Origin of the sequence: Micromonospora sp. NPDC005215 (genome assembly GCF_040607915.1) — a bacterium.
Lineage (GTDB): Bacteria > Actinomycetota > Actinomycetes > Mycobacteriales > Micromonosporaceae > Micromonospora.
Window position 1 is genome coordinate 45,540 of the sequence record NZ_JBEXHQ010000030.1, and the last position, 20,085, is coordinate 65,624.

19 protein-coding genes and 1 pseudogene are annotated in these 20,085 nt (G+C 72.7%); 12 read left to right on the forward strand and 8 right to left on the reverse strand.

Translation table 11 applies throughout. The annotated features are described in order from the left end of the window. Positions 1–26: 26 nt before the first annotated feature. Positions 27–1,025 (reverse strand): SDR family oxidoreductase, encoded by a 999-nt coding sequence (locus tag ABZU25_RS22070; protein WP_355031241.1) that lies wholly within the window; start codon positions 1,023–1,025, stop codon positions 27–29. A gap of 225 nt (positions 1,026–1,250) precedes the next feature. Here ABZU25_RS22070 and ABZU25_RS22075 point away from each other — a divergent pair, with 225 nt between their 5' ends. Beyond that, entirely contained in the window at positions 1,251–2,450 is a 1,200-nt protein-coding gene (locus ABZU25_RS22075; RefSeq protein WP_355031242.1) for a glycosyltransferase, read from the forward strand. Here the strand turns inward: ABZU25_RS22075 and ABZU25_RS22080 are convergent. The 4 genes and pseudogenes from ABZU25_RS22080 to aroA all read right to left on the reverse strand — a co-directional run bounded on the left by ABZU25_RS22080 (position 2,408) and on the right by aroA (position 6,666). Further along, positions 2,408–3,326: pseudogene (locus ABZU25_RS22080) on the reverse strand (hypothetical protein). The gene ABZU25_RS22075 and the pseudogene ABZU25_RS22080 sit on opposite strands and share 43 nt — an antisense overlap. A 59-nt stretch (positions 3,327–3,385) precedes the next feature. Further along, a complete protein-coding gene (hisN, locus tag ABZU25_RS22085) occupies positions 3,386–4,204 on the reverse strand; it encodes a histidinol-phosphatase (protein ID WP_355031243.1) in 819 nt (272 codons plus the stop codon). 28 nt (positions 4,205–4,232) lie between these two features. After that, on the reverse strand, positions 4,233–5,243 hold the full coding sequence (gene rsgA / locus ABZU25_RS22090; protein ID WP_355031244.1) for a ribosome small subunit-dependent GTPase A: 1,011 nt from the start codon (positions 5,241–5,243) through the stop codon (positions 4,233–4,235). Between the two features lie 121 nt (positions 5,244–5,364). After that, complete coding sequence (gene aroA / locus ABZU25_RS22095) at positions 5,365–6,666, reverse strand: 3-phosphoshikimate 1-carboxyvinyltransferase (protein ID WP_355031245.1); 1,302 nt, start codon at positions 6,664–6,666, stop codon at positions 5,365–5,367. Positions 6,667–6,768: 102 nt separating this feature from the next. On the opposite strand from aroA, the gene ABZU25_RS22100 reads away from it, so the two are divergent. From ABZU25_RS22100 to ABZU25_RS22135, 8 genes are all read left to right on the forward strand, one after another. Then, entirely contained in the window at positions 6,769–7,479 is a 711-nt protein-coding gene (locus ABZU25_RS22100; RefSeq protein ID WP_355031246.1) for an SOS response-associated peptidase, read from the forward strand. Between the two features lie 200 nt (positions 7,480–7,679). Continuing rightward, on the forward strand, positions 7,680–8,072 hold the full coding sequence (locus ABZU25_RS22105) for a WhiB family transcriptional regulator (protein ID WP_355031247.1): 393 nt from the start codon (positions 7,680–7,682) through the stop codon (positions 8,070–8,072). A 51-nt stretch (positions 8,073–8,123) separates the two neighbouring features. Continuing rightward, the gene (locus ABZU25_RS22110; protein WP_355031248.1) at positions 8,124–8,741 is read left to right on the forward strand and encodes an alpha/beta family hydrolase; all 618 of its coding nucleotides are present in this window, start codon (positions 8,124–8,126) and stop codon (positions 8,739–8,741) included. A gap of 237 nt (positions 8,742–8,978) precedes the next feature. Beyond that, the gene (locus tag ABZU25_RS22115; protein ID WP_355031249.1) at positions 8,979–9,803 is read left to right on the forward strand and encodes a sigma-70 family RNA polymerase sigma factor; all 825 of its coding nucleotides are present in this window, start codon (positions 8,979–8,981) and stop codon (positions 9,801–9,803) included. Between the two features lies 1 nt (position 9,804). Continuing rightward, positions 9,805–10,092, forward strand: a complete 288-nt coding sequence (gene rsrA, locus ABZU25_RS22120) for a mycothiol system anti-sigma-R factor (protein WP_030336658.1) — start codon at positions 9,805–9,807, stop codon at positions 10,090–10,092. Between the two features lie 41 nt (positions 10,093–10,133). Beyond that, a complete protein-coding gene (locus tag ABZU25_RS22125) occupies positions 10,134–10,304 on the forward strand; it encodes a hypothetical protein (protein WP_355031250.1) in 171 nt (56 codons plus the stop codon). A 213-nt stretch (positions 10,305–10,517) separates the two neighbouring features. Beyond that, positions 10,518–10,733 (forward strand): biotin/lipoyl-binding carrier protein, encoded by a 216-nt coding sequence (locus ABZU25_RS22130; RefSeq protein ID WP_355031251.1) that lies wholly within the window; start codon positions 10,518–10,520, stop codon positions 10,731–10,733. Continuing rightward, positions 10,730–11,239 carry a GNAT family N-acetyltransferase gene (locus ABZU25_RS22135; RefSeq protein ID WP_355031252.1) on the forward strand — a complete coding sequence of 170 codons (510 nt, stop codon included), beginning with the start codon at positions 10,730–10,732 and terminating at the stop codon, positions 11,237–11,239. The genes ABZU25_RS22130 and ABZU25_RS22135 overlap by 4 nt, the downstream gene beginning before the upstream one ends. Positions 11,240–11,252: 13 nt before the next feature. Here the strand turns inward: ABZU25_RS22135 and ABZU25_RS22140 are convergent, their stop codons facing one another. Then, positions 11,253–11,870, reverse strand: coding sequence for a helix-turn-helix domain-containing protein (locus ABZU25_RS22140; RefSeq protein WP_355031253.1), 618 nt, complete (start codon positions 11,868–11,870; stop codon positions 11,253–11,255). Positions 11,871–11,980: 110 nt separating this feature from the next. Here ABZU25_RS22140 and ABZU25_RS22145 point away from each other — a divergent pair, with 110 nt between their 5' ends. Next, a complete protein-coding gene (locus ABZU25_RS22145; protein ID WP_355031254.1) occupies positions 11,981–13,570 on the forward strand; it encodes an MDR family MFS transporter in 1,590 nt (529 codons plus the stop codon). A gap of 76 nt (positions 13,571–13,646) precedes the next feature. On the opposite strand, the gene ABZU25_RS22150 is transcribed toward ABZU25_RS22145, so the two are convergent. After that, positions 13,647–15,482 carry a tetratricopeptide repeat protein gene (locus ABZU25_RS22150; protein ID WP_355031255.1) on the reverse strand — a complete coding sequence of 612 codons (1,836 nt, stop codon included), beginning with the start codon at positions 15,480–15,482 and terminating at the stop codon, positions 13,647–13,649. A gap of 191 nt (positions 15,483–15,673) precedes the next feature. On the opposite strand from ABZU25_RS22150, the gene ABZU25_RS22155 reads away from it, so the two are divergent. Both ABZU25_RS22155 and ABZU25_RS22160 read left to right on the forward strand, forming a co-directional pair. After that, positions 15,674–16,705 (forward strand): SIS domain-containing protein, encoded by a 1,032-nt coding sequence (locus tag ABZU25_RS22155; protein ID WP_355031288.1) that lies wholly within the window; start codon positions 15,674–15,676, stop codon positions 16,703–16,705. A 25-nt stretch (positions 16,706–16,730) separates the two neighbouring features. Beyond that, positions 16,731–18,323: a histidine kinase N-terminal domain-containing protein gene (locus tag ABZU25_RS22160; RefSeq protein ID WP_355031256.1), complete on the forward strand. Its 1,593-nt coding sequence runs from the start codon at positions 16,731–16,733 to the stop codon at positions 18,321–18,323. A gap of 231 nt (positions 18,324–18,554) precedes the next feature. Here ABZU25_RS22160 and ABZU25_RS22165 read toward each other — a convergent pair whose 3' ends face one another. Next, on the reverse strand, positions 18,555–20,060 hold the full coding sequence (locus ABZU25_RS22165) for a glycosyltransferase family 39 protein (RefSeq protein WP_355031257.1): 1,506 nt from the start codon (positions 20,058–20,060) through the stop codon (positions 18,555–18,557). Between the last annotated feature and the right edge of the window lie 25 nt (positions 20,061–20,085).

Below are 20,085 nucleotides of genomic sequence, written 5' to 3' on the forward strand. Positions count from 1 at the left end.
CGCATTCGGGCGCTCGGTACCGGTCATCAAGGCGCCAACCGGGATCGGCGGTTGATCGCCGCCAGGGTGCCCACCGCGGTGCCGGCGGCGGCGAGACCGAACGCGGCGGTCATCCGCACCAACTGACGCCGTCGGCCATGCCAGCCGCCGTCCCGGTGGGCCTGCCCGTCGGCGTCAAAGACGTTGCCGCTGCTGTCCACGCGCGCGCCCGGACCGAACTGTGTGCGGTGGGCGTACCAGCCGAGGGTGCGCTCCACCAGCGCGGGCGCCAGCCGCCACTGCAGACCGAGCAGGCGGGCAGCCCCGCCGGCGTACGCCTCGCGGCGGGGCCGGCGCAGCAACCGGACGATGGTCTCGGCGACCACCTCCGGCGGGTATATCGGGGGCGGTGGCATCAGCTCCCGCCCGCTGTGGTTGGCCGTGTGCCGGAAGAACGGGGTGTCGATGGTGGCCGGCAGCACTGTGCAGACGGAGATCTGGCCGCGACCGGTGACCCGCAGCTCCTGTCGGACCGTGTCGGCCAGCCCGCGGATGCCGTGCTTGGTGGCGTTGTACGCCGACTGGTACGGCATTGCCACCTCGGCCAGCACCGAGGCGTTGTTGACAAGCACACCGCCACCGGCCGCGCCGAGGTACGGAAGAGCGGCCTTGATGCCGTGCACCGCGCCGAGCAGGTTGACCTCCAGCACCCGGCGGAACTCGGCGACCGGAATCTCGTCGAACAGACCCACAGCGCTCACTGCGGCGTTGTTCACCCAGGCGTCGATCCGGCCGAACTCGGCCGCCGCCCGATCGGCCAGCCGTTGCACCGACTCCAGATCGGTCACGTCGGTCGGCACGACAAGCGCTCGGCCGCCCAACTCCAGGCAGCGCAGCGCGACCTGGCGGAGGGCCGCCTCGCTGCGGGCGGCCAGCACGACGGCCGCACCCCGGCGGGCCAACGCGTACGCGGTCGCCGTGCCGATCCCGCTGGACGCACCAGTGATCACCACGGTCGAATCGTCGAGGCTGCGGGTCAGCGGCATTCCTGAGCGGTACCCCCGCCCAGGCCTGGTCATGCCACGTACCACTCGTCGATCTGCGTGGGAACGGCGTGCGGCGTGGAGTCAAGGTGATTGCCGTGGCGCAAGCATCGGTGGCACTCGCGGTCACTTTCCCGATCTGCCATGTTTCGACTCCCACTCCCGAGGTTAATGGGACGCTCTGAACGGGAGGACCACTGCCGAGTAAAGATCGCAGGGAGGTGACCCATGCGCGTCGGCCTCGTCTGCGCGCACGCCAGCTCATTCCGCCACGCCGAGGGCCCGCCGGTCGGCACTCGGCTGCACATCGCACGGGTCGCCGCCGAGTTGGCGGAGCGAGGTCACGACGTACGGCTGTACGAGCGCCGGGACGACCCCGGCCTGCCGGCGACGGTCGACGTCGACGGCTACCAGGTGCTCCAGGTGCCGGCCGGCCCGCCCACCCCACTACCCACCGCCAAGCTCATCCCGTACGTGACGGAGTTCGGCCGCTGGTTGGCCGACTCATGGTCCGGCGCCTGGCGGCCCGAGGTGGTGCACGGGCACTACTGGGTCGGTGGCCTGGCCGCCGCACACGCCGTTCGGGAGACCGACATCCCGGTGGTGCAGACATTCCACTCGCTCGGCGTCGAGCAGGCACGCCACCTGGGCGGCCACTACGACGGGCCGGGGGAGCGGATCACGCTGGAACGCGCGCTGACCCGGGCGGTCGACATCGCCGTCGCCCAGTCGAACGACGAGGTCGACGAGCTGACCCGGATGGGTCTGCAACGCAGCTCGGTCGCGTTGGTGCCGGCCGGGGTGGACATCAAGCAGTTCCAGCCCGACGGCGAGGCGGCACCGCGCGAACAGCGGGCCCGCATCCTCTCGGTCGGCTCACTGTCCGCCGGGCACGGCCAGGAGGACCTGATCCGGGCGATGCGACTTGTCGGTGACGCCGAGTTGGTGATCGCCGGTGGGCCGCCGGCCGACCAACTTGTCAACCATGCCGAGGCGCGGCGGCTGCGCGAGCTGGCCGAGCAGGTCGGCGTCGCCGACCAGGTACGGCTCGTCGGAGCGGTGCCGCACGACCAGATGGCCACCTGGTACCGCTCGGCGGACGTGGTCGCCTGCACGCCGCACTACTCCTCCGCCGGGCGGGTCTCACTGGAAGCGATGGCCTGCGGGGTGCCGGTGATCGGCTACGCGATGGGCGGCCTGGCCGACGCCGTCGTCGACGAGGTCACCGGCCGCCTGGTGCCCCCCGGCGACGTGCGGGCGCTCGGAGTCTCGCTGCGCCGGCTGCTCGCCGACAACGCCGGCCGATTCGCCTACGGGCACGCCGCGGTGGACCGGGTGCGCAGCAGCTACACCTGGGAGCGCACCGCCGGCGCGCTGGAGCGCCTCTACGAGCGGGTGGTGAGCCGCCGCAAGCCCGTCGAGGCCTGAGCGGCAGGTCGGGCGGTCCGGTCAGCCGGGCCGCCCGACGACGACCATGGCCCGATCGCGTCGGCGCGCCACCGATCGCTGCTGCTGCGGCTCGGCGTACCGGGTCAGCCCGATCACCGCGGCCAGGGTGACCAGGAAACCGGCAGCGGCCAGCCACTCCCGGCCCGGCCAGATCTTGTCGTTGAGCAGCAGCAGGCCGACGATCGCGGCCGGCACCGCACCGGCGGCGTCCATCGCGGCGACCGCGGCGGTCGTCGAACCGCGCTGCATGGCCAGCCCCAGCAGCAGCTGACCGACGATCGAGTGGGCGATCAGCAGATAGAACAGCGGGTGGGAGAAGAACGCCTCGGCGGACGGCGCGGACGCCAGGGGCCGGGCGGCGACCGCGGCCGAGCTGAACGCCAACCCGGCCAGCGAGCCGAGGGCCACCGAGCCGGGTGCCCCGCACAGCCGCACGGCGAAGACACCGAGCACCGCGATCACGCCGAGCGCCACCAGCAGGGCGATCGAGCCGGCGGTGCCGAGCTGCTTCGACGGGGCCGGCCGGGCGGACAGCACCAGCGCGGTGATCCCGGCGAAGAGCAGGGCCAGCAGCACCACCTCCGCCATCGGCAGCCGCCACTTCAGCACCAGCACGCCGAGGATGGCGGTCACCCCGAGCCCGGCCGCGACGCTCGCCTGCACCAGGAACAGCGGCAGGTCCCGGCGGGCCAGGAAGGCGAGCACGAATCCGCCGATCTGGCAGCCCAGGCCGATCAGGTACGTCCGGTGCCCGGCGAGACGCAGCAGCAGCCCCGGATCGAAGGTGTGGTGCACAGTGGTGCGGGCCGCGGCCACCGACTGGAGGAGGTTGGCGAAGCCGTACGCGACGATCATCGCCGCGAGAAAACACCAACCGGAGGAGACCACCTGGCGAGGATAGAGGTTGGCGGGGGTCAGCGCTCGGCTGGTCGATCGAGCCGGCTGAGGATGTCGGCGTGCAGCACACCGTTGGTGGCCACCACGCTGCTGTCGGTGCCCGGCGCGCCGGCCGGAGCCGGTCGACCCCGTAGATCCGTGACCGTGCCACCCGCCTCGGTGACGATCGGCACCAGCGCCGCCACGTCCCACAGTGACAACTCCGGTTCGACCATCACCTCCAGTGCGCCCTCGGCCAGCAGCATGTAGCCGTAGAAGTCGCCGTACGCCCGACTGCGCCACGTGGCCCGCATCAGGTCCAGCATCGCGTCGAGCCGCCCGGCGCGCTCCCACCCGTCGAGCGACGAGTAGCAGAAGCTGGCATCCGCGATCTCGTGCACGGCGGACACCCCGATCCGCTCGCCGGCGGCGGGGCCCGGACCGGCGTACGCGCCCGCGCCCGCGCTCGCCCACCAGCGCCGGCCCAGCGCCGGTGCGGACACCACGCCGACCGCCGGCCGGTCACCGTCGTAGAGCGCGATCAGGGTGGCCCAGACCGGCACGCCCCGGACGAAGTTCTTGGTGCCGTCGATCGGGTCGATGATCCACCGACGGCCGTGCGGGGCGCTGGCCGGCTGCGCGCCGTACTCCTCGCCGAGCAGCCCGTCGGTCGGCCGCTCGGCGGTCAGCAGGGCGCGGATCTCCCGCTCCACGGCGGTGTCCGCGTCCGAGACCGGGGTCAGGTCGGGCTTCGCCTCCACCCGCAGGTCGAGCGCGCGGAACCGGGCCGTGGCGATGGCGTCGGCCCGGTCGGCGAGCAGGTGGGCGAGGGCGAGGTCGTCGGCGTACCCGGTCATGCCGGCAACCTAGCCGACGCCCGTGGGCTCACTCGTCGGGGCCGCGCCGGTCACCCTCGCCGGGCCCGCGCTGGTCGCTCTCGCCGCGCGCGTCACCGTCGCCGGAGCGGGAGGCGAGCAACCGGCGGTACGAGGCCAGCCGGCGCGGGTCGGCCTTGCCGGCGGCCACCCAGGCGTCCAACCCGCAGGCGGCCTCGTCGGCGGTGTGCTGGCAGTTGGGCGGGCAGTCGACGGTGCCCTCGACCAGGTCCGGGAAGCCGTGCAACAGGCTGTCGGCCGAGACGTGCGCCAGCCCGAAACTGCGGATCCCGGGAGTGTCGATGATCCAGCCGGGATCGGTGTCGACGCCCGGCACCGGTGGCAACCGCAGCGCCACCGCGCTGGTGGAGGTGTGCCGGCCACGGCCGATCGCGCTGACCACGCCGACCGCGCGCAGAGCGTCCGGGACGAGGCGGTTGACAAGTGTCGACTTGCCCACCCCGGAGTGCCCGACCAGCACCGACACCCGGCCGCTCAGCAGCGCGCGGAGCGCGCCCAGGTCGGAGTCGGGACGGTTGAGCACGTACGGCAGCTCCAACTCGGTGTAGTAACCGAGCACCTCCTCCGGCCCGGCCAGGTCGGCCTTGGTGAGGCAGAGCAGCGGCTCGACGTCCGCGTCGTACGCGGCCACCAGGCAGCGATCGATGAACCCGGTGCGCGGCGGCGGGTCGGCCAGCGCGCTGACGATCACCAGCTGGTCGGCGTTTGCCACCACCACCCGTTCCAGCCGGCCCTCGGCGGTGGTCTCGTCGTCGTCAGCGGTGCGGCGCAGCACCGAGCGGCGCTCGGCGATCCGGACGATCCGGGCGAGAGCGCCCTCCGCCCCGGACGTGTCCCCGACCAGGCTGACCCGGTCGCCCACCACCACCGACTTGCGGCCCAGCTCGCGAGCCCGCATCGCGGTCACCGTGGGCAGCTCGGCCCCCACCACGCCGCGCTCGGCCCCGGCCAGCACGCACTGGTAGCGCCCCCGGTCGACGGCGATGACGAAGCCGTCCACCGCGTCACTGTGCTGGGGTCGGGTGCGCGTACGCGGGCGCGACGACTTCCCGGGTCGGACCCGTACGTCGTCCTCGTCGTACTCCCGCCGCTTGGTCGCCAGGACCTGTCCTCTTCTCGCGTCAGCTCTTGCCGGTCACCATCGCTGACCATAGTGCCGGGAACTCGGGCATGGTCTTCGAGGTGCACCCCACGTCGTCCAGCTCGATGCCGGGAACGGCGAGCCCGGCCACCGCGGCGGCGTGCGCCATGCGGTGGTCGTGGTAGGTGCGGAAGACCCCGCCGCGCAGTGGGCGGGGCCGGATCTCCAGCCCGTCCGGTGCCTCGGTGAGGTCCGCACCGAGCGCTGTGAACTCGCGCGCGAGCGCGGTCAGCCGGTCGGTCTCGTGGCCCCGGATGTGCCCGACGCCGGTGAACACCGACGGCGAGTCGGCCAGCATGGCCAGCGCGGTCAGCGCCGGGGTCAGCTCGCTGACGTCGGAGAGGTCGGCGGTCAGGCCGTGCACCACGCCGGTGCCCCGCACCGTCAGCCCGTTGGTGGAGAGGGTGACCTCGCCGCCCATCCGCTGTAGCAGCGAGCGGAGCTGCTCGACCGGCTGGGCGCTGCTGTGCGGCCAGCCCTGCAGGGTCACCTCACCGCCGGTGACCAGGGCGGCGGCGAAGAACGGCACAGCGCCGGAGAGGTCTGGCTCGATCTCCCAGCCGCGCCCGGTGAGCGGGCCGGGCTCGACGGTCCACACGTCGGAGGTGCTGTCGTCGACGGCCGCGCCGGCGGCCCGCAGCATCCGCACCGTCATCCGGAGGTGCGGCGCGGAGGGCACCGGAGGGCCGACGTGCCGCACCACGACGCCCCGGTCGAAGCGTGCGGCGGCCAACAGCAGGCCGGAGACGAGCTGGCTGGAGGCGGAGGCGTCGATCACCACCTCGCCCCCGGTGATCCGGCCGGAGCCGAACACGGTCAGCGGCAGGCTGCCCGTGCCGGTGACGTCGATCCGGACGCCCAGCGAGCGCAGTGCGCCGACCAGCGGGCCGAGCGGCCGGGTGCGAACGTACGGGTCGCCGTCGAAGGTGACCGGCCCGTCGGTCAGCCCGGCCACCGGCGGCACGAACCGCATCACGGTGCCGGCCAGGCCCACGTCGACGTGGGCCGGGCCGACAAGCGGGTGCGGCCGGACCAGCCAGCGCTCGTCGTCGCTTATCGAGACGTGCGCGCCCATCGCCCGCAGGCCGGCGGCCATCAACTCGGTGTCGCGGGCCCGCAGCGGCTCGGCCAGGGTCGACGGCCCGGCGGCCAGCGCGCTGAGCACCAGGGCACGCGCGGTCATCGATTTGGACCCGGGCAGGCGCAGCGTCGCCGCCACCGGGTTGGACGCGGTCGGTGCGCTCCACGGCTGTGGCGGCCGGGTCGCGGTCAGATTCCCCACGGTTACATTCTGCCGTGTTGGCCGGCCGGCGGCGGGAAGCGGTGGTCGTACTCCCGGTTGGCGGGACAGCCGGCGGGGCCGGGACGCGTTAGCGTGTGGTCCATGTGCGGCAGGTACGCGACGACCCGGAGTTCCGGTGAGCTGAGCGCGCTGTTCGAGTCGTCCGACGACACCGACGGCCTGCTCCGACCGGATCACAACGTCGCGCCGACCGACCCGGTGCCGCTGGTCCGGGTCAGCCCCGAGGGGCACCGCAGTCTCGGTGTCGGTCGCTGGGGTCTGCTGCCGCACTGGTCCCGGTCTCCCGCCGGGGCGGCCCGCATGATCAACGCGCGGTCGGAGACGGTGGCCACCAGCCGGGCGTACGCCGGGTCGTTCTCCCGTCGCCGCTGCCTGGTCCCGGCGGACGGCTGGTACGAGTGGATCCGTCGGCCTGACGGTGGGCGACAGGCGTACTACCTGACGCCCCGCGACGGCTCGGTGCTCGCCCTGGCTGGCATCTGGTCGGTCTGGCAGTCCGAGGCCGACACCCGGCTCACCTTCAGCGTGCTGACCACCGCGGCGCTCGGCGATCTGGCCGAGGTGCACGACCGGATGCCGGTGCTGCTGTCGCCCGAGCGCTGGTCGTCGTGGCTGGCGCCGACCGACGAGCCGGAGCGGCTGCTCGTCCCGACGTCGGCGGAGCGGCTCGCCGGGTTGGAAATCCGGCCGGTCGGGGCGGCGGTGGGTGACGTCCGCAATGACGGACCGCGATTGACCGCCCGGGTGTCGGTGGAGCCAGCGGTGACGCCGCAGGAGTTGACCCTGTTCTGAGACCGACCGATGCACATCGTCAGGCGCCGATTTGCCAGGATTGCGCGCGATTCGTCTCCTGGCCGTTCAGTCATGTTCCCGGCAGACCCTTGTCTCGGTGTTGTGAAGTGCGATAGAACACAGCGCCGGTAGTGGCTGTCGATTCGCACGGGGCGGACGACGTCCACCGATCTTGCCGGTCCCACGGGGGAGGTGGGTGGATGACACGGGCGCGTATGCCTCGCCCGCACGAGGTGGCTGCGGCGCGGCGAGATCCGCGACTGCTGCGGGCCGTGCGGGAACGGCAACAGGACGACGCGTGGCGCACCAGAGGCACCTGTCAGAGCGTCGATCCGGAGACATTCTTTCCGGCACCGAACGAACCGGCGGACGCCGCCGTCGCGCTGTGCCGCAGTTGCGACGTACAGGGGTCCTGCCTGGCCTGGGCCCTCGACGTCGGTGACTGCCACGGCGTCTGGGGTGGCACCACACCCCGCGAGCGGCGGGCGATGCTTGTCGCCTGGCGGGGCGAGGTCGATCCGGACCCGGGCGCCGTCGACGACGCCGGCCCGCCGGTGCGGGACCGGTTGCTCACCCTGGTCCCGTTGAGCTGATCAGCCACCCGGCCCGCACCCGTCGCCGGCCAGGCGGCGCAGAATGGGTCGGTGCTGCCCAGCGACGAGATCGACACACCGCGTGGTCCGGCGCGGATCGACACCGACCTGCCGCCCGGTCCGGCCACCGCCCTGTTCGTGCTCGGGCACGGCGCGGGCGGCAGCGTCGACGCCCCTGACCTGCTCGCGGTCCGGGACGCGGCGGTCGCGGCCGGCCTGGTGGTGGTCCGGGTGACCCAGCCCTACCGGGTTGCCGGTCGACGCGCGCCGGCACCGGCAGGTCAGCTCGACGAGGCCTGGACGGCGGTGCTCGCCGTGCTGCGTGACCGGCACGCGGACGTGCCGACGGTGCTGGTCGGTGGCCGTTCCAGTGGCGCTCGGGTGGCCTGCCGCACGGCCGGTGCGGTGGGTGCGGCCGGTGTGGTCGCGTTGGCCTTTCCGCTGCACCCACCCGGGCGGCCGGAGCGCTCGCGGGCCGCTGAACTGGACACCGGCCTGCCGACGCTTGTCGTCAACGGCGACCGGGACCCGTTCGGGACACCGGAGCCGGGGCCGACCGTGCAGGTGGTGACCCGTCCCGGGGAGACGCACGACCTGCGGCGGGATCCGGCCGGCACCGCCGCCCTCGTCCGCGACTGGCTGCGCGCCCAGGGCTGGGCGCCCGACTGATCCGGTCGACCCCCGGCTCGCCCGGGCGACCGTTTCCGGTGCCGGGCGCGGGTCGTTGCATCCGATGGTGCCGCCGGCCCGATCCGGACCGGCGACACCAGTCCTCCCAGGCCCTTCCTGGTCCCAGCGCCGGCCGCCGTCGGGGCCGGGACCAGGAATGGGGAGGCCAGCCGGAATGCCCCAGTGGTCATCTCGCGTTACTAACCCCGGACGACTTTTCTGCGAGGGGGGTGACCGGTGCCGACCGAGACACGAAGCCTGGAACGGGACGAGCGGGACGCCCGGCAGCTGAAGCGGCTGCTGGATGCTCCGGAGTGGCCCGCGACGGTGGGACCGGGCGGGGCGGGTGCGGTGAGCACTGGCACACCGGCCGGAAGTGAATCTGCGGGCAGGTCCGTGCGCGTATCCTCGGCGGGAAAGCATCCGACGCGAGGGGATGTGCGGTTGACCACCGAGAAGACGGACGAGCGCAGGGCCCGATTCGAGCGGGACGCGATGCCATTCGTCGATCAGCTCTACGCTGCTGGGCTGCGGATGACACGCAACCCGGCGGATGCCGAGGACCTGGTCCAGGAGACGTACCTGAAGGCGTACGCGGCCTTCCACCAGTTTGAGCAGGGCACGAACCTGAAAGCCTGGCTCTACCGGATCCTGACCAACACCTACATCAACTCCTACCGCAAGCGGCAGCGCCAGCCGATCCAGGCGCCCACCGAGGAGATCACCGACTGGCAGCTTGCCGAGGCCGAGTCGCACACCTCCAGTGGGTTGCGCTCCGCCGAGACGGAGGCACTGGACCGGCTGCCGGACAGCGACGTCAAGGAGGCCCTCCAGCAGTTGCCGGAGGAGTTCCGCCTCGCCGTCTACCTCACCGATGTCGAGGGCTTCTCCTACAAGGAGGTCGCGGACATCATGGGCACGCCGATCGGCACTGTGATGTCGCGTCTGCACCGGGGCCGTCGTAATCTGCGCAAGTTGCTTGAGCGCTACGCCGGGGAGCGGGGCTTCAGTGCGGCCCGCTCGTCCAAGGGCTCGACCGCTGCCGCCGGCCGGGAGGTGTGACGTGAGCTGTGGGGAGCCGCACGAGACGGATTGCCGCGAAGTCCTCGCGGAGGTCTACCTCTACCTGGATCTGGAGTGCGCCGACGAGCGACGTTCGCTGATCCGGCACCACCTGGACGAGTGCGGGCCCTGCCTGCGTGAGTACGGGCTCGAGCAGGAGGTGCGGGCGTTGGTGGCTCGGTGCTGCGGCAACGAGACCGCCCCGGACGAGCTGCGCGAGCGACTGCGGGTCAAGCTCACCGAGCTGGTGGTCTTCGAGACAAGTGATTCCCGCGAGCTGGCCGACTGAGCGTCGGCGCGGCACAGCGTCAAGACCGGTGGCCCGGGTCGTTGTCGACCCGGGCCACCGGTGTACCCGGCGTCGGCCGGGTCGAGCTGATCGGTGACGGGCCGTCGGCCCGTCGACCCGTTCAGGAGTTGGGACGCTTGCCGTGGTTCGCGGCGCTCTTCTTACGAGCCTTCTTCTTCCGGGACTTCTTCGCCATGCTGACCTCCTCGTGATTGGGGCGGATCCGTGCTGCCCACGACCTCGGCGTCGGTGCACCCACCGGCGGCCCGGCAACGGGTCCGACCCGCTGATGGTAGTGCGGTCGACACCCGCCGCCTTTCCCCGGGGCGGGTGCGCCATCCCGGCCGTGCCGCTGCGCGTCCACCGGCGGACGTCGCATGATTGGATACGTCGGCAGGCACATCGCGAAAAGGGAGGGCCCGGACATGGCCGAGGAGATCCGCGCCGAGATGGTGGCTAACGTCTGGAAGGTCGTCGCCACGGCAGGTGACACCGTGGCCGAGGGCGACACCCTGGTGATCCTTGAGTCGATGAAGATGGAGATCCCGGTCGTCGCCGAGTCCGATGGCGTGATCGAGCAGCTCGCGGTCCACGAGGGCGACGTCGTGCAGGACGGCGACCTCATCGCGGTGATTGCTTGACCGGGGTGCGGGTCCGTCCGGCCGAGCCGGCCGACTTCCCGGCGGTGGCCCGGCTGACAGTGGCCGCGTACGAGGCGGACGGCCAGCTCAAGGGCGAGCACGGGTACGGCGAGGTGTTGGCCGATGTGCCGACCCGGGCTGCCAGCGGCGCGGTGCTGGTCGCGGTCGACGAGGTGACCGGGGCGGTGCTCGGCTCGGTGACCTTCGTGCTGCCCGGCACCCCGTTCGCCGAGCTGTCCGGGCCGGGCGAGGCGGAGTTCCGGATGCTCGCTGTCGACCCGGGCGCCCAGGGGCGAGGTGTCGGTGCGGCGCTGGTGGAGGCGTGCGTCGAGCGTGCGGCCGGGCTGGGCTGCAAGGCGCTGGTGATCTGCTTCCGGGCCGGGCTGGCCGACACGGCGTACCGGCTCTACTCGCGGCTCGGGTTCGTCAGTGCGCCGGAGAAGGACTGGTCGCCGATGGCGGGCGTGGACCTGCTCGGCCTGCGACTGGAGCTGACCGGCGGCTGACCGCCGGGCACGGTCAGACCAGGCCGGTCGTGGCGCCGCCCCGGTCCGAGGCCGTGGCGTCGTCGGCCTCGGTGCCGATGGCGGCCAGCAACTCGTCGGCCACCTCCAGGGCGAGCTTGCGGCGTTCGTCGTCACTGATGTGCGGCGCGCGGACCGCGAACCAGCTGGTGTGCACCGCGAACAGGGACAGCGCGGCGCGCAGTTGGGCGGCGGGGGAATCGTCGCCCCGGCAGAGCGCGTCGGCAAGCGCCAACATCCGACCGCGCATCTGTTGGCCGGCGGAGAGGCTCTTGAGCGCGGTCTGGTTCTGCTCGAAGAAGCGCATCACCGACGGCTGGGTGCCGTCGAACATCGTGTCCGCGTATCGGGAGATCAGCTCGCGGCGGGTGGCCAGGGTGGCGGGCTGCGTCCCGGCCCAGGCGGTCAGCGCGTCCATCCGCTCCAGTCGGTCCTCGACGAAGCTGGCGACGATGTCGTCCTTGCTCTTGAAGTGGTAGTAGAGCGCGGCCTTTGTGACGTTGAGGCGCTCGGCGATCTCCCGCAGCGAGGTCTTCTCGTAGCCCTGCTCGGTGAAGAGTTCGAGTGCGACGGCCTTGATCCGCTCCCGCGTCCCGCCTGTGCTCTCCCTCACTCACGCCCCCCTATTGGCTTGACCGTGCTTCCTACCCAACTTACCGTGCGGCTAGTAAGGTGACTAGCCGGGCGGCAAGTAAGTAAGGAATCCTCGGGGGGAGCTTACCCATGACTCAGGCAACCCAGGCCGGAGTACGACCCAACAACATCCGGGTCGTGCTGTTCGGGCTGATGATCGCGATGATGCTCGCGATGCTCGACAACATGATCGTCAGCACCGCGCTACCGCGGATCGTCGGCGAGTTCGGCGGCCTCAACCACTTCACCTGGGTGGTCACCGCGTACGTTCTGGGCACCACCGTCTCCACCCCGATCTGGGGCAAGCTCGGTGACCTCTACGGCCGCAAGTCGGTCTTCCTGACCTCCGTCGTCGTCTTCATCGTCGGCTCGGCCCTCTGTGGCATGGCCGGCTCCGGGATGCTCGGCGGCCCGCAGGACGGCATGGTCCAGCTCATCGCCTTCCGGGCCGTGCAGGGCCTCGGTGCCGGTGGGCTCATGGTCGGCGTGATGGCAATCATCGGTGACCTGGTCCCGCCCCGCGAGCGTGGGCGCTACCAGGGCATGATCGCCGGCATCATGGCCATCGCCATGGTCGCCGGCCCGCTGGCCGGTGGCTTCATCACCGACCACCTCTCCTGGCGCTGGGCGTTCTACGTGAACCTGCCGCTGGGTGGGGTCGCGCTGCTCGTGCTGATCACCACGATGCACCTGCCGAAGTACCGCACCGAGCACCGGATCGACTGGCTCGGCGCCGGTCTGCTCTCGGTGGGCATCACCGGGATCGTGCTCATCACCACCTGGGGTGGCAACGAGTACGACTGGACGTCGCCGCAGATCCTCGGCCTGGTGGTCCTGGCTGTTCTCGCGTTGGTGGCGTTCGGCCTGGTCGAGCGCCGGGTAACGGAGCCGATCCTGTCGCTGAAGCTCTTCACCAACCGCAACTTCGCGCTGATCTCGTTGATCGGCTTCCTGCTCGGCTTCGCGATGTTCGGCGCGATGAACTTCCTGCCGCTCTACCAGCAGACCGTGCAGGGGGCGTCGGCGACGAACAGTGGCCTGCTGCTGCTGCCGCTGATGTTCGGCATGCTTGTCGTCTCGCTTGTCGTCGGCCGGGCGATCACGAAGACCGGCAAGTACCGGGCGTACCCGATCATCGGTGGCGTGGTGATGACCACGGGTATGGCGCTGCTGTCGATGCTCGACACCGACACCAGCAAGCTGATGTCCTCGCTGTACATGGTCGTGCTCGGCGCCGGTATGGGCTTCCTCATGCAGACCTCGATGCTGATCGCGCAGAACAGCGTGGAGCAGAAGGACCTCGGGGCGGCCAGTGGCGCGGCGACGTTCTTCCGGTCGATCGGCGGCTCGTTCGGCATCTCGCTGTTCGGCGCGATCTTCGCGAACCGGCTCGCCGACTCCGCCGCCGGCGCGGCCTTCGATGGCGGCGGCGAGGGTGGCGGGATGGACCTGGCGAAGCTCAAGGAACTGCCCGCCCAGGCGCGTGAGCTGGTGCTCGGCGGTCTCGCCGACTCGATCTCGCACGTCTTCCTGTGGGCGGTGCTGTTCACCGTCGCGATCCCGGTGCTCGCCTGGTTCATCAAGGAGATCCCGCTGCGTACCGCCAACGAGGCACCGCCGCAGGCCACCCCGGAGGAGGAAGCCGAGGTCGCCCTCGGCAAGGCAGCTCCGGTCGCCTGACCCGACATCCGCACCGCACGCCGCGTCGCCCCGTCCGGGTCGGCGCGGCGTGCGCCGTTTTCCCGCGACCGCGCGCCTAGTGGGCGCGGGCGCCGCGCAGGCGCTGCCAGAGGCGGCGGAGCGGGTTACGGGGGCGGGGGAGTTGGGGCGAGAGCCTGCCAAGCAGTTCGGTGGCCAGTGCCGCGGTGGCCTTGTCCAACTCCGGGACGGCGAGCGCCAGGTGGGCAAGCGAGATGGCGATCGGGACCGGCCGGGCCCGCGCGACGACGGCCGCGTCGGCGAGCCGCTCCGCCACCACCCGCGCCACGTCCGACCGTACCGAGGGATCCACCCAGGCGGCCGTGACCAGGGCGAACAGCGCCGCCTCGGTGACCCAGTCCTCGACGTCCCAGATCAGGTCGAGCAGCACGCGGCGCCGGGTCGAGCCCTCCCACGGCTCGTCGGTGCGGTGGTGCAGCAGCCCCAGGCAGGCCCACACCTGCACGCCGCGGACCCAGATCGACGGATCGTGGGCGGCCAGCAGCCGACCCACCGCGTTGGCCGGCGCCGCCGGCGGGTGCACCAGCAGGCCGAGCAGGTCCGCCACCTCGAGGCCGGCGAGGCCCACCGCAGCGTCGTACGCCGCCGGGGGGTGCGGCCACGCCGGGTGGGCGAGCTGACCGATCCGTTCGACCGCCGTCGCCGAGGGCGCCGGCAGCGCGGGCGTGGGGACGTTGTCCGCGTAGTGCCACAACCGCTGGGCGGACGCCCGCCGGGGCTCGCGCGGGTCCGGCTCCGCCGAGCCGACGACGTCGATCCGCAGCCCGGGGGCGGTGGACGTCGCCGTCCGGACGGCGCTCGGCGGGGCTGCGGCGGACAGGCGTACGGCGCTGCCGGAACCGTTGTCGTCATCGGCCACCGCCTGGCGCATCGCGTCGACCAGGGGGCCGCCGGCCGGGGTCAGTTGGCCGAGCCAGGGTCTGCCGCGGCAGCACTGGGCCAGGTCACCATGCTCGTGGCTGTCGTCGGGGTGGTCGCGGACGAAGTCGGCGAGCGCGACCAGGTGGGCCAGGTCGCCGTCGCGCAGGTGCCGCAGCCGGTGGGCGGTGTGCACCGCGCAGTCGAAGGACGGGTCGCGCGCCAGCGCCCGCTCGGTCCACTCCAGCGCCTCGTCCAACCGGCCGATCTCGGCCAGGGTGCCGGCGATGTCCGCGTAGATCGCCAGGTCGTCGGGGTCCAGCTCGACGGCCCGACCGAGGGCGGCGAGGCCGTCGCGGGTCCGGCCCGCGCTGCGGTACGCGTACCCGAGCCAGACCTCGCCCATCTTCGAGGGTTGCGCGCGTACCCCTCGGGTGGCCCAGCGCACCGCCAGCGCGGCCTCACCGAGACGCCGGGCCAGCGCGGACGCTGCGCCCAGCAGCAGGCCGTACTCGGGGTGGACGGTGGCCGCGTTGCGGGCCAGCGTGAGGTACGGCGTGAGGGCGCCCCGGTCGACCCGCGGCACCGGGTCCGGCAGCGCGGCGCAGACCTGCATGAGGATCCGGGCGATGTGCTCCGGCTCCAGCCGTTCGGCCAGCTCGGGCGCGGTGACCCAGGGAACGCCCGCCCACTGGGTGCCGGGCGCGTACGCGGTCGCCGCGGCCAGCAACTCCAGCCCCTCGGCGGGGCGGCCGGCGGTGGCGAGCAGGTGGGCGCGGGCGACGACAGCGCCCACGAAGGTGTGGTGGTTGATCGGGAAGAGGCCGAGGCCACCGCCGCTGGCCGCGGCGAGCCGGGCCAGCGTCTCGTGCACCTCCGGGAGGGTGGGGGCCCGCGCCAGCGCGCCGGCGAGGTGGCCGGCGGCGTGGTGCAGGTCGCCCTCGTCGAGTGCCAGCCGGGCCAGCGCCAGCTCCTCCGTCGCGGAGAGCGCGGGGTCGTCCGTTCCCTCGGGCACGTCGTCCTCTCGTCGCTGGGCTAGGCCGGGTGCAGCACGCCAAGCTTAGTTGATATTGAGATCAACTGGTGATCATCTGCGCACTCCTGCTCGTTCGATTGCTGAGACACGGTAAAAAGTGCAAGACTGAGCAAGAATCGCGCGGCAATCGCGCAGGGGGAGGGGTTTTCGTGACACGTGCAGGGGCCGGCATGGCCGCCGACATCGACGAGCAGCCGGCTGGCTACGCGCGCCTGCTCTCGGCCGCCAACGCCGCCGAGATCGCCCGGGTGGCGGCGGTCATCGCCGAACGTCGCCCACGGCACGTGGTCTTCACCGCCCGGGGCACCTCCGACCACGCGGCCCTCTACGGGGCGTACCTGACCGAGATCCGGCTCGGCCTGCCCGCCGGGCTCGCCTCGCCCAGCGTCGTCACCCTGTTCGGAGCCCGCCCCGACCTGTCCGACGCGCTGGTCGTCGGGGTCAGCCAGAGCGGCGGCTCACCCGACCTGGCCGAGGTGCTGCGCGCCGCCCGCGCGTCCGGCGCGCTGACCCTCGCTGTGACAAACGCGCCAGATTCGCCGCTGGTGGACGTGGCCGAGCTGAGCGTCGACATCGCCGCCGGGCACGAGCGGGCCGTGGCCGCCACCAAGACGTACACAGCCGAACTGCTCGCCCTGCTGATGCTGGTGGAGGGGATCCGGGCCGGCGACGGCGTGCTCCCCGCGGCCGAACGGGAGGCGCTCGACGCGCTGCCCGAATTGGCCGCCCGCACCCTGGCCGACGACACCCCGGCCCGGCTCGCGCCGCGCTACCGGTTCGCCCGCCAGTTGGTCACCACCGGCCGGGGGTACGCCTACCCGACCGCCCGGGAGGCGGCGCTGAAGCTGATGGAGACCTCGTACCTGCCGGCGCTCGCCTTCTCCGGCGCCGACCTGCTGCACGGCCCGCTCGCGATGACCGATCCGGAGGTCCCGGTGCTCGCCGTGGTCGGCTCCGGGCCGGGGGGACGCTCGATGGGCGAGGTGCTGCCCCGCCTCGGCGAACGCCGCGCCGACGTCGTGGTGGTCGGCTCCGCCGACGTGCCGGGCGCCACCCGGCTGGCCGTCCCCGAGGTCGACGAGCGGTACGCCCCGCTGCTGGACATCCTGCCGTTGCAGCGGTTGGCGCTGGCCCTGGCGCTCACCCGAGGTGAGGACCCGGACGCGCCACGCGGGTTGAAGAAGGTCACCGCGACGATGTGAGGGGTGGCGTGGCACCCTGGTCACCGTGTCCACGCTGCGCGACCTCGCCGAGGAGCACACCCATCTCCGTCCGGCCGACATCGACCACCTGCACCGCATCGCCGGCGACTGGCAACTGCTCTCCGATCTCTCCTTCGCTGACCTGCTGCTCTGGGTGCCGGTCGACGCCGACGGCACGTTCCTCTGCGTCGCCCAGGTCCGCCCGACCACCGCACCCACCGCGTACCAGGACGACCAGGTGGGGCGGATCGTCGGCGGGCCGGAGGTGGCCCACCTCGGGGTGGCGTACTCCCAGGGCCGGATCTGGCGGGAGGGCGACCCGGTCTGGTACGGCGACGTGCCGGCCCGGCACGAGGCGATCCCGGTCCGGTTGCGGACCGCCGAGGGGGAGGCCGGCGAGGTGATCGCCGTGGTGGGGCGGGACACCAACCTCTCCACCGCCCGTACCCCGAGTCAGCTGGAGCTCAACTACCTGACCACTGCCGACGACCTGGCACAGATGATCGCGGACGGCACCTTCCCGCCGCCGCGGCACCCGGGCGAGACCACCTCCGCGCCCCGGGTCGGCGACGGCCTGGTCCGGCTCGATGCCGGCGGCAAGGTCACCTACGCCAGCCCGAACGCGCAGTCCGCGTACCGCCGGTTGGGCTACGCCTCCCACCTGGTGGGCGAGGACCTGGCCGCGCTGCACCGCCGGCTGGCCGGCGATCCGCTGGACGGCACCGAGGCGGCGAACGGCATCCTGGCCGCCCTGCGCGGCGAGGCGCCACCGCGCCGGGAGATCGACGCCCGCGGCGCCACGATGCTCACCCGAGCGCTGCCACTGATGCCCGCCGGGGTGCCGATCGGCGCGCTCGTGCTGGTCCGGGACATCACCGAGGTTCGCCGCCGGGATCGAGCGCTGATCACCAAGGACGCGACGATCCGGGAGATCCACCACCGGGTGAAGAACAACCTCCAGACCGTCGCCGCGCTGCTGCGGTTGCAGGCCCGCCGGGTGGCCATGCCGGAGGCGCGCGTCGCGCTGGAGGAATCGGTCCGCCGGGTCGCCTCGATCGCCCTGGTGCACGAGACGCTCTCCATGTCCAGCGACGAGGCGGTCGAGTTCGACGGCATCGTGGACCGGGTGGCCAGCGCGGCGACCGAGGTCGCGGCGACCGAGGTGAGCGTCGGCATGCGTCGACGGGGCAGCTTCGGTGTGCTGCCGGCGGAGATCGCCACCTCGCTGGTGATGGTCCTCAACGAGTTGCTGCTCAACGCCGTCGAGCACGGCTTCCCGCCGGCCGACGAGGCGGAGGAGACCTCCGCACCGGCCGCCACGGGCATGGTGCCGGTCGTCGCCCCCGAGAGCGATCCGTCGGTCCGACCCGAGGTGGTGGTCTCGGCGCACCGGTTCCGCAAGATGCTGCACGTATCGGTGACCGACAACGGGCGCGGGCTGCCGCCGGGCTTCGACGCGGAGCAGGCCAGCCGGCTCGGTCTCCAGATCGTCCGGGCCCTGGTCACCGGGGAGTTGCGCGGCACCATCGAGCTGCGGGCCGGGGCCACCGGCGGCACCGAGGCGGTGCTTGTCGTCCCGCTGGCCCGCAGCGCCCACGACGGCCGTTCACAGGCCTGACCGCCGCCCGCCGCCGCCGCCCGCGACGCATCGCGTCCGAGCGGTCCTGTCCTTTCGAGCGATATACCTGTGAGTCATAAATATGACTCACAGGTATATCGCCTACCGAGGTGGTAGCGGTCCGACGGCTGGCGAAGCCACCGGCCGTAGCTTTCGCCGGTCTGGCCGGTCGATCCGAGGCGCCGGGCGGGAAGACCGGCCTCAACCGGCCGCTGTCAGCGGGTCAGAGGGTCAGCGGTCGGGGCGGCTGGTCAGCAGGGCGACGGTCAGGCCGGGGCGCGGCCAGACCTGGGCGACGGCGAAGTCGGCCCGCAGGGCGTCGCCCTTGGCGCCGGTCACGGCAGCCAGCGGCTCGGCCTGCCGACCGGCGACCACCAGCCACACCCGTGTCGTACCGGCCAGGCACTGCGCCGGCTGCGGGCACTCGGCCGCCCACAGGTCGCCCCTGCGGACCTCGTCCTCGGTGACCAACACGTCCCGTGGTGGGTCGTCGAGGTGGTACTCGATGCCGAGGTCGAGGAAGAGCCAACTCTGCCGGGGCGAGTAGACCACCGCGTCGCCCGGCCGCTGACCGTCGGCGATCACCCGCGCCGCGCCCGCGTAGTCCACCGGCGCGCTGCGCGGCCATTCATGGGTGCGCCGCAGCGCCGCCTGGTCGGGAAGGCCGAGCAACCCGGCCAGGACCACCACGGCGAGCGCGGCCGGCACGGCCACCGCGGCCAACGCCGCGCCCGCCAGCAGGCAGGCGAAGGGCACCACGAAGACCAGGTACCGGGGCACCCACAGCGGTACGACCTCGCCGGCGGCGAACAGCAGCAGCACGGGCAGCAGCACCGCGCTCACCGGCAGCAGGGCACGACGCCCGAGCCGGGCCGCGCCCAGCGCGGCGACCCCGACCAGCAGGCCGCCCACCACGCTGCTCTGGGCCACGCCACCGGGCAGCGCGCTCAGGTCGTCCAACCTCACCAGGCTGACCCAGTTCAGCTGCCGGGACCGCTGGGCCCGGGCCTTGAGCAGCAGCGGAGCGACAAGCAGCGCGACCGGCACCACGGCGACCACCCACCGCCACACCCGCCGGTCCCGCTCGCCGGTGAGACGGTCCCGGTTGGCGACGCCGGCCACGGTCGGGCCGCGCCACCAGGCGAGCAGGACGACCAGACCGTGCGCGGCGAGCAGGGTCAGCGCGATCAGGTGGATGAGCCCGAGAGCGGCGACGGCGGCGGCGTACCCGGCCCAGCGGGCCCAGCTCGGCCGGCGCAGGGCGGCCACCAGCAGCAGGGTGGCGAGCACCGCGAGCATTGTCGCCAACGCGTACGGGCGAGCCTCCTGCCCGTAGCGGGACGTGCCGGGAAGGACCGCGAACAGCAGCCCGGCGAACAGGCCGGTGCGCCGGTCGACGAGCCGCGCCCCGAGCACGGCGAGCAACCCGGCCGCCACGGTCATCGCCAGCACGGCCGGTGCGCGCAGGGCGACCGTGGAGTTGCCGACGATCGCGGTCCAGCTGTGCATCAGCAGGTAGTAGGGCCCGGTGGCGGCGTCGATGGTGCCGGCCAACCGAGCCAGGTCCTCGGGCGACCGGCTGGCCGCGCTCCAGGTCGCCAGCTCGTCACGCCAGAGCTGGGCGGAACCCAGCCCGGTCAGGGTCACCGCCAGGGTCAGCAGCGCCGGGGTGAGCCAGACCGGTACGCGGCGCAGGTGCTCCCACGCCGCGCCGGTCGACTCGGACAATCTGCCCACGATCAGAGCCTGCCACGGTCCTGCC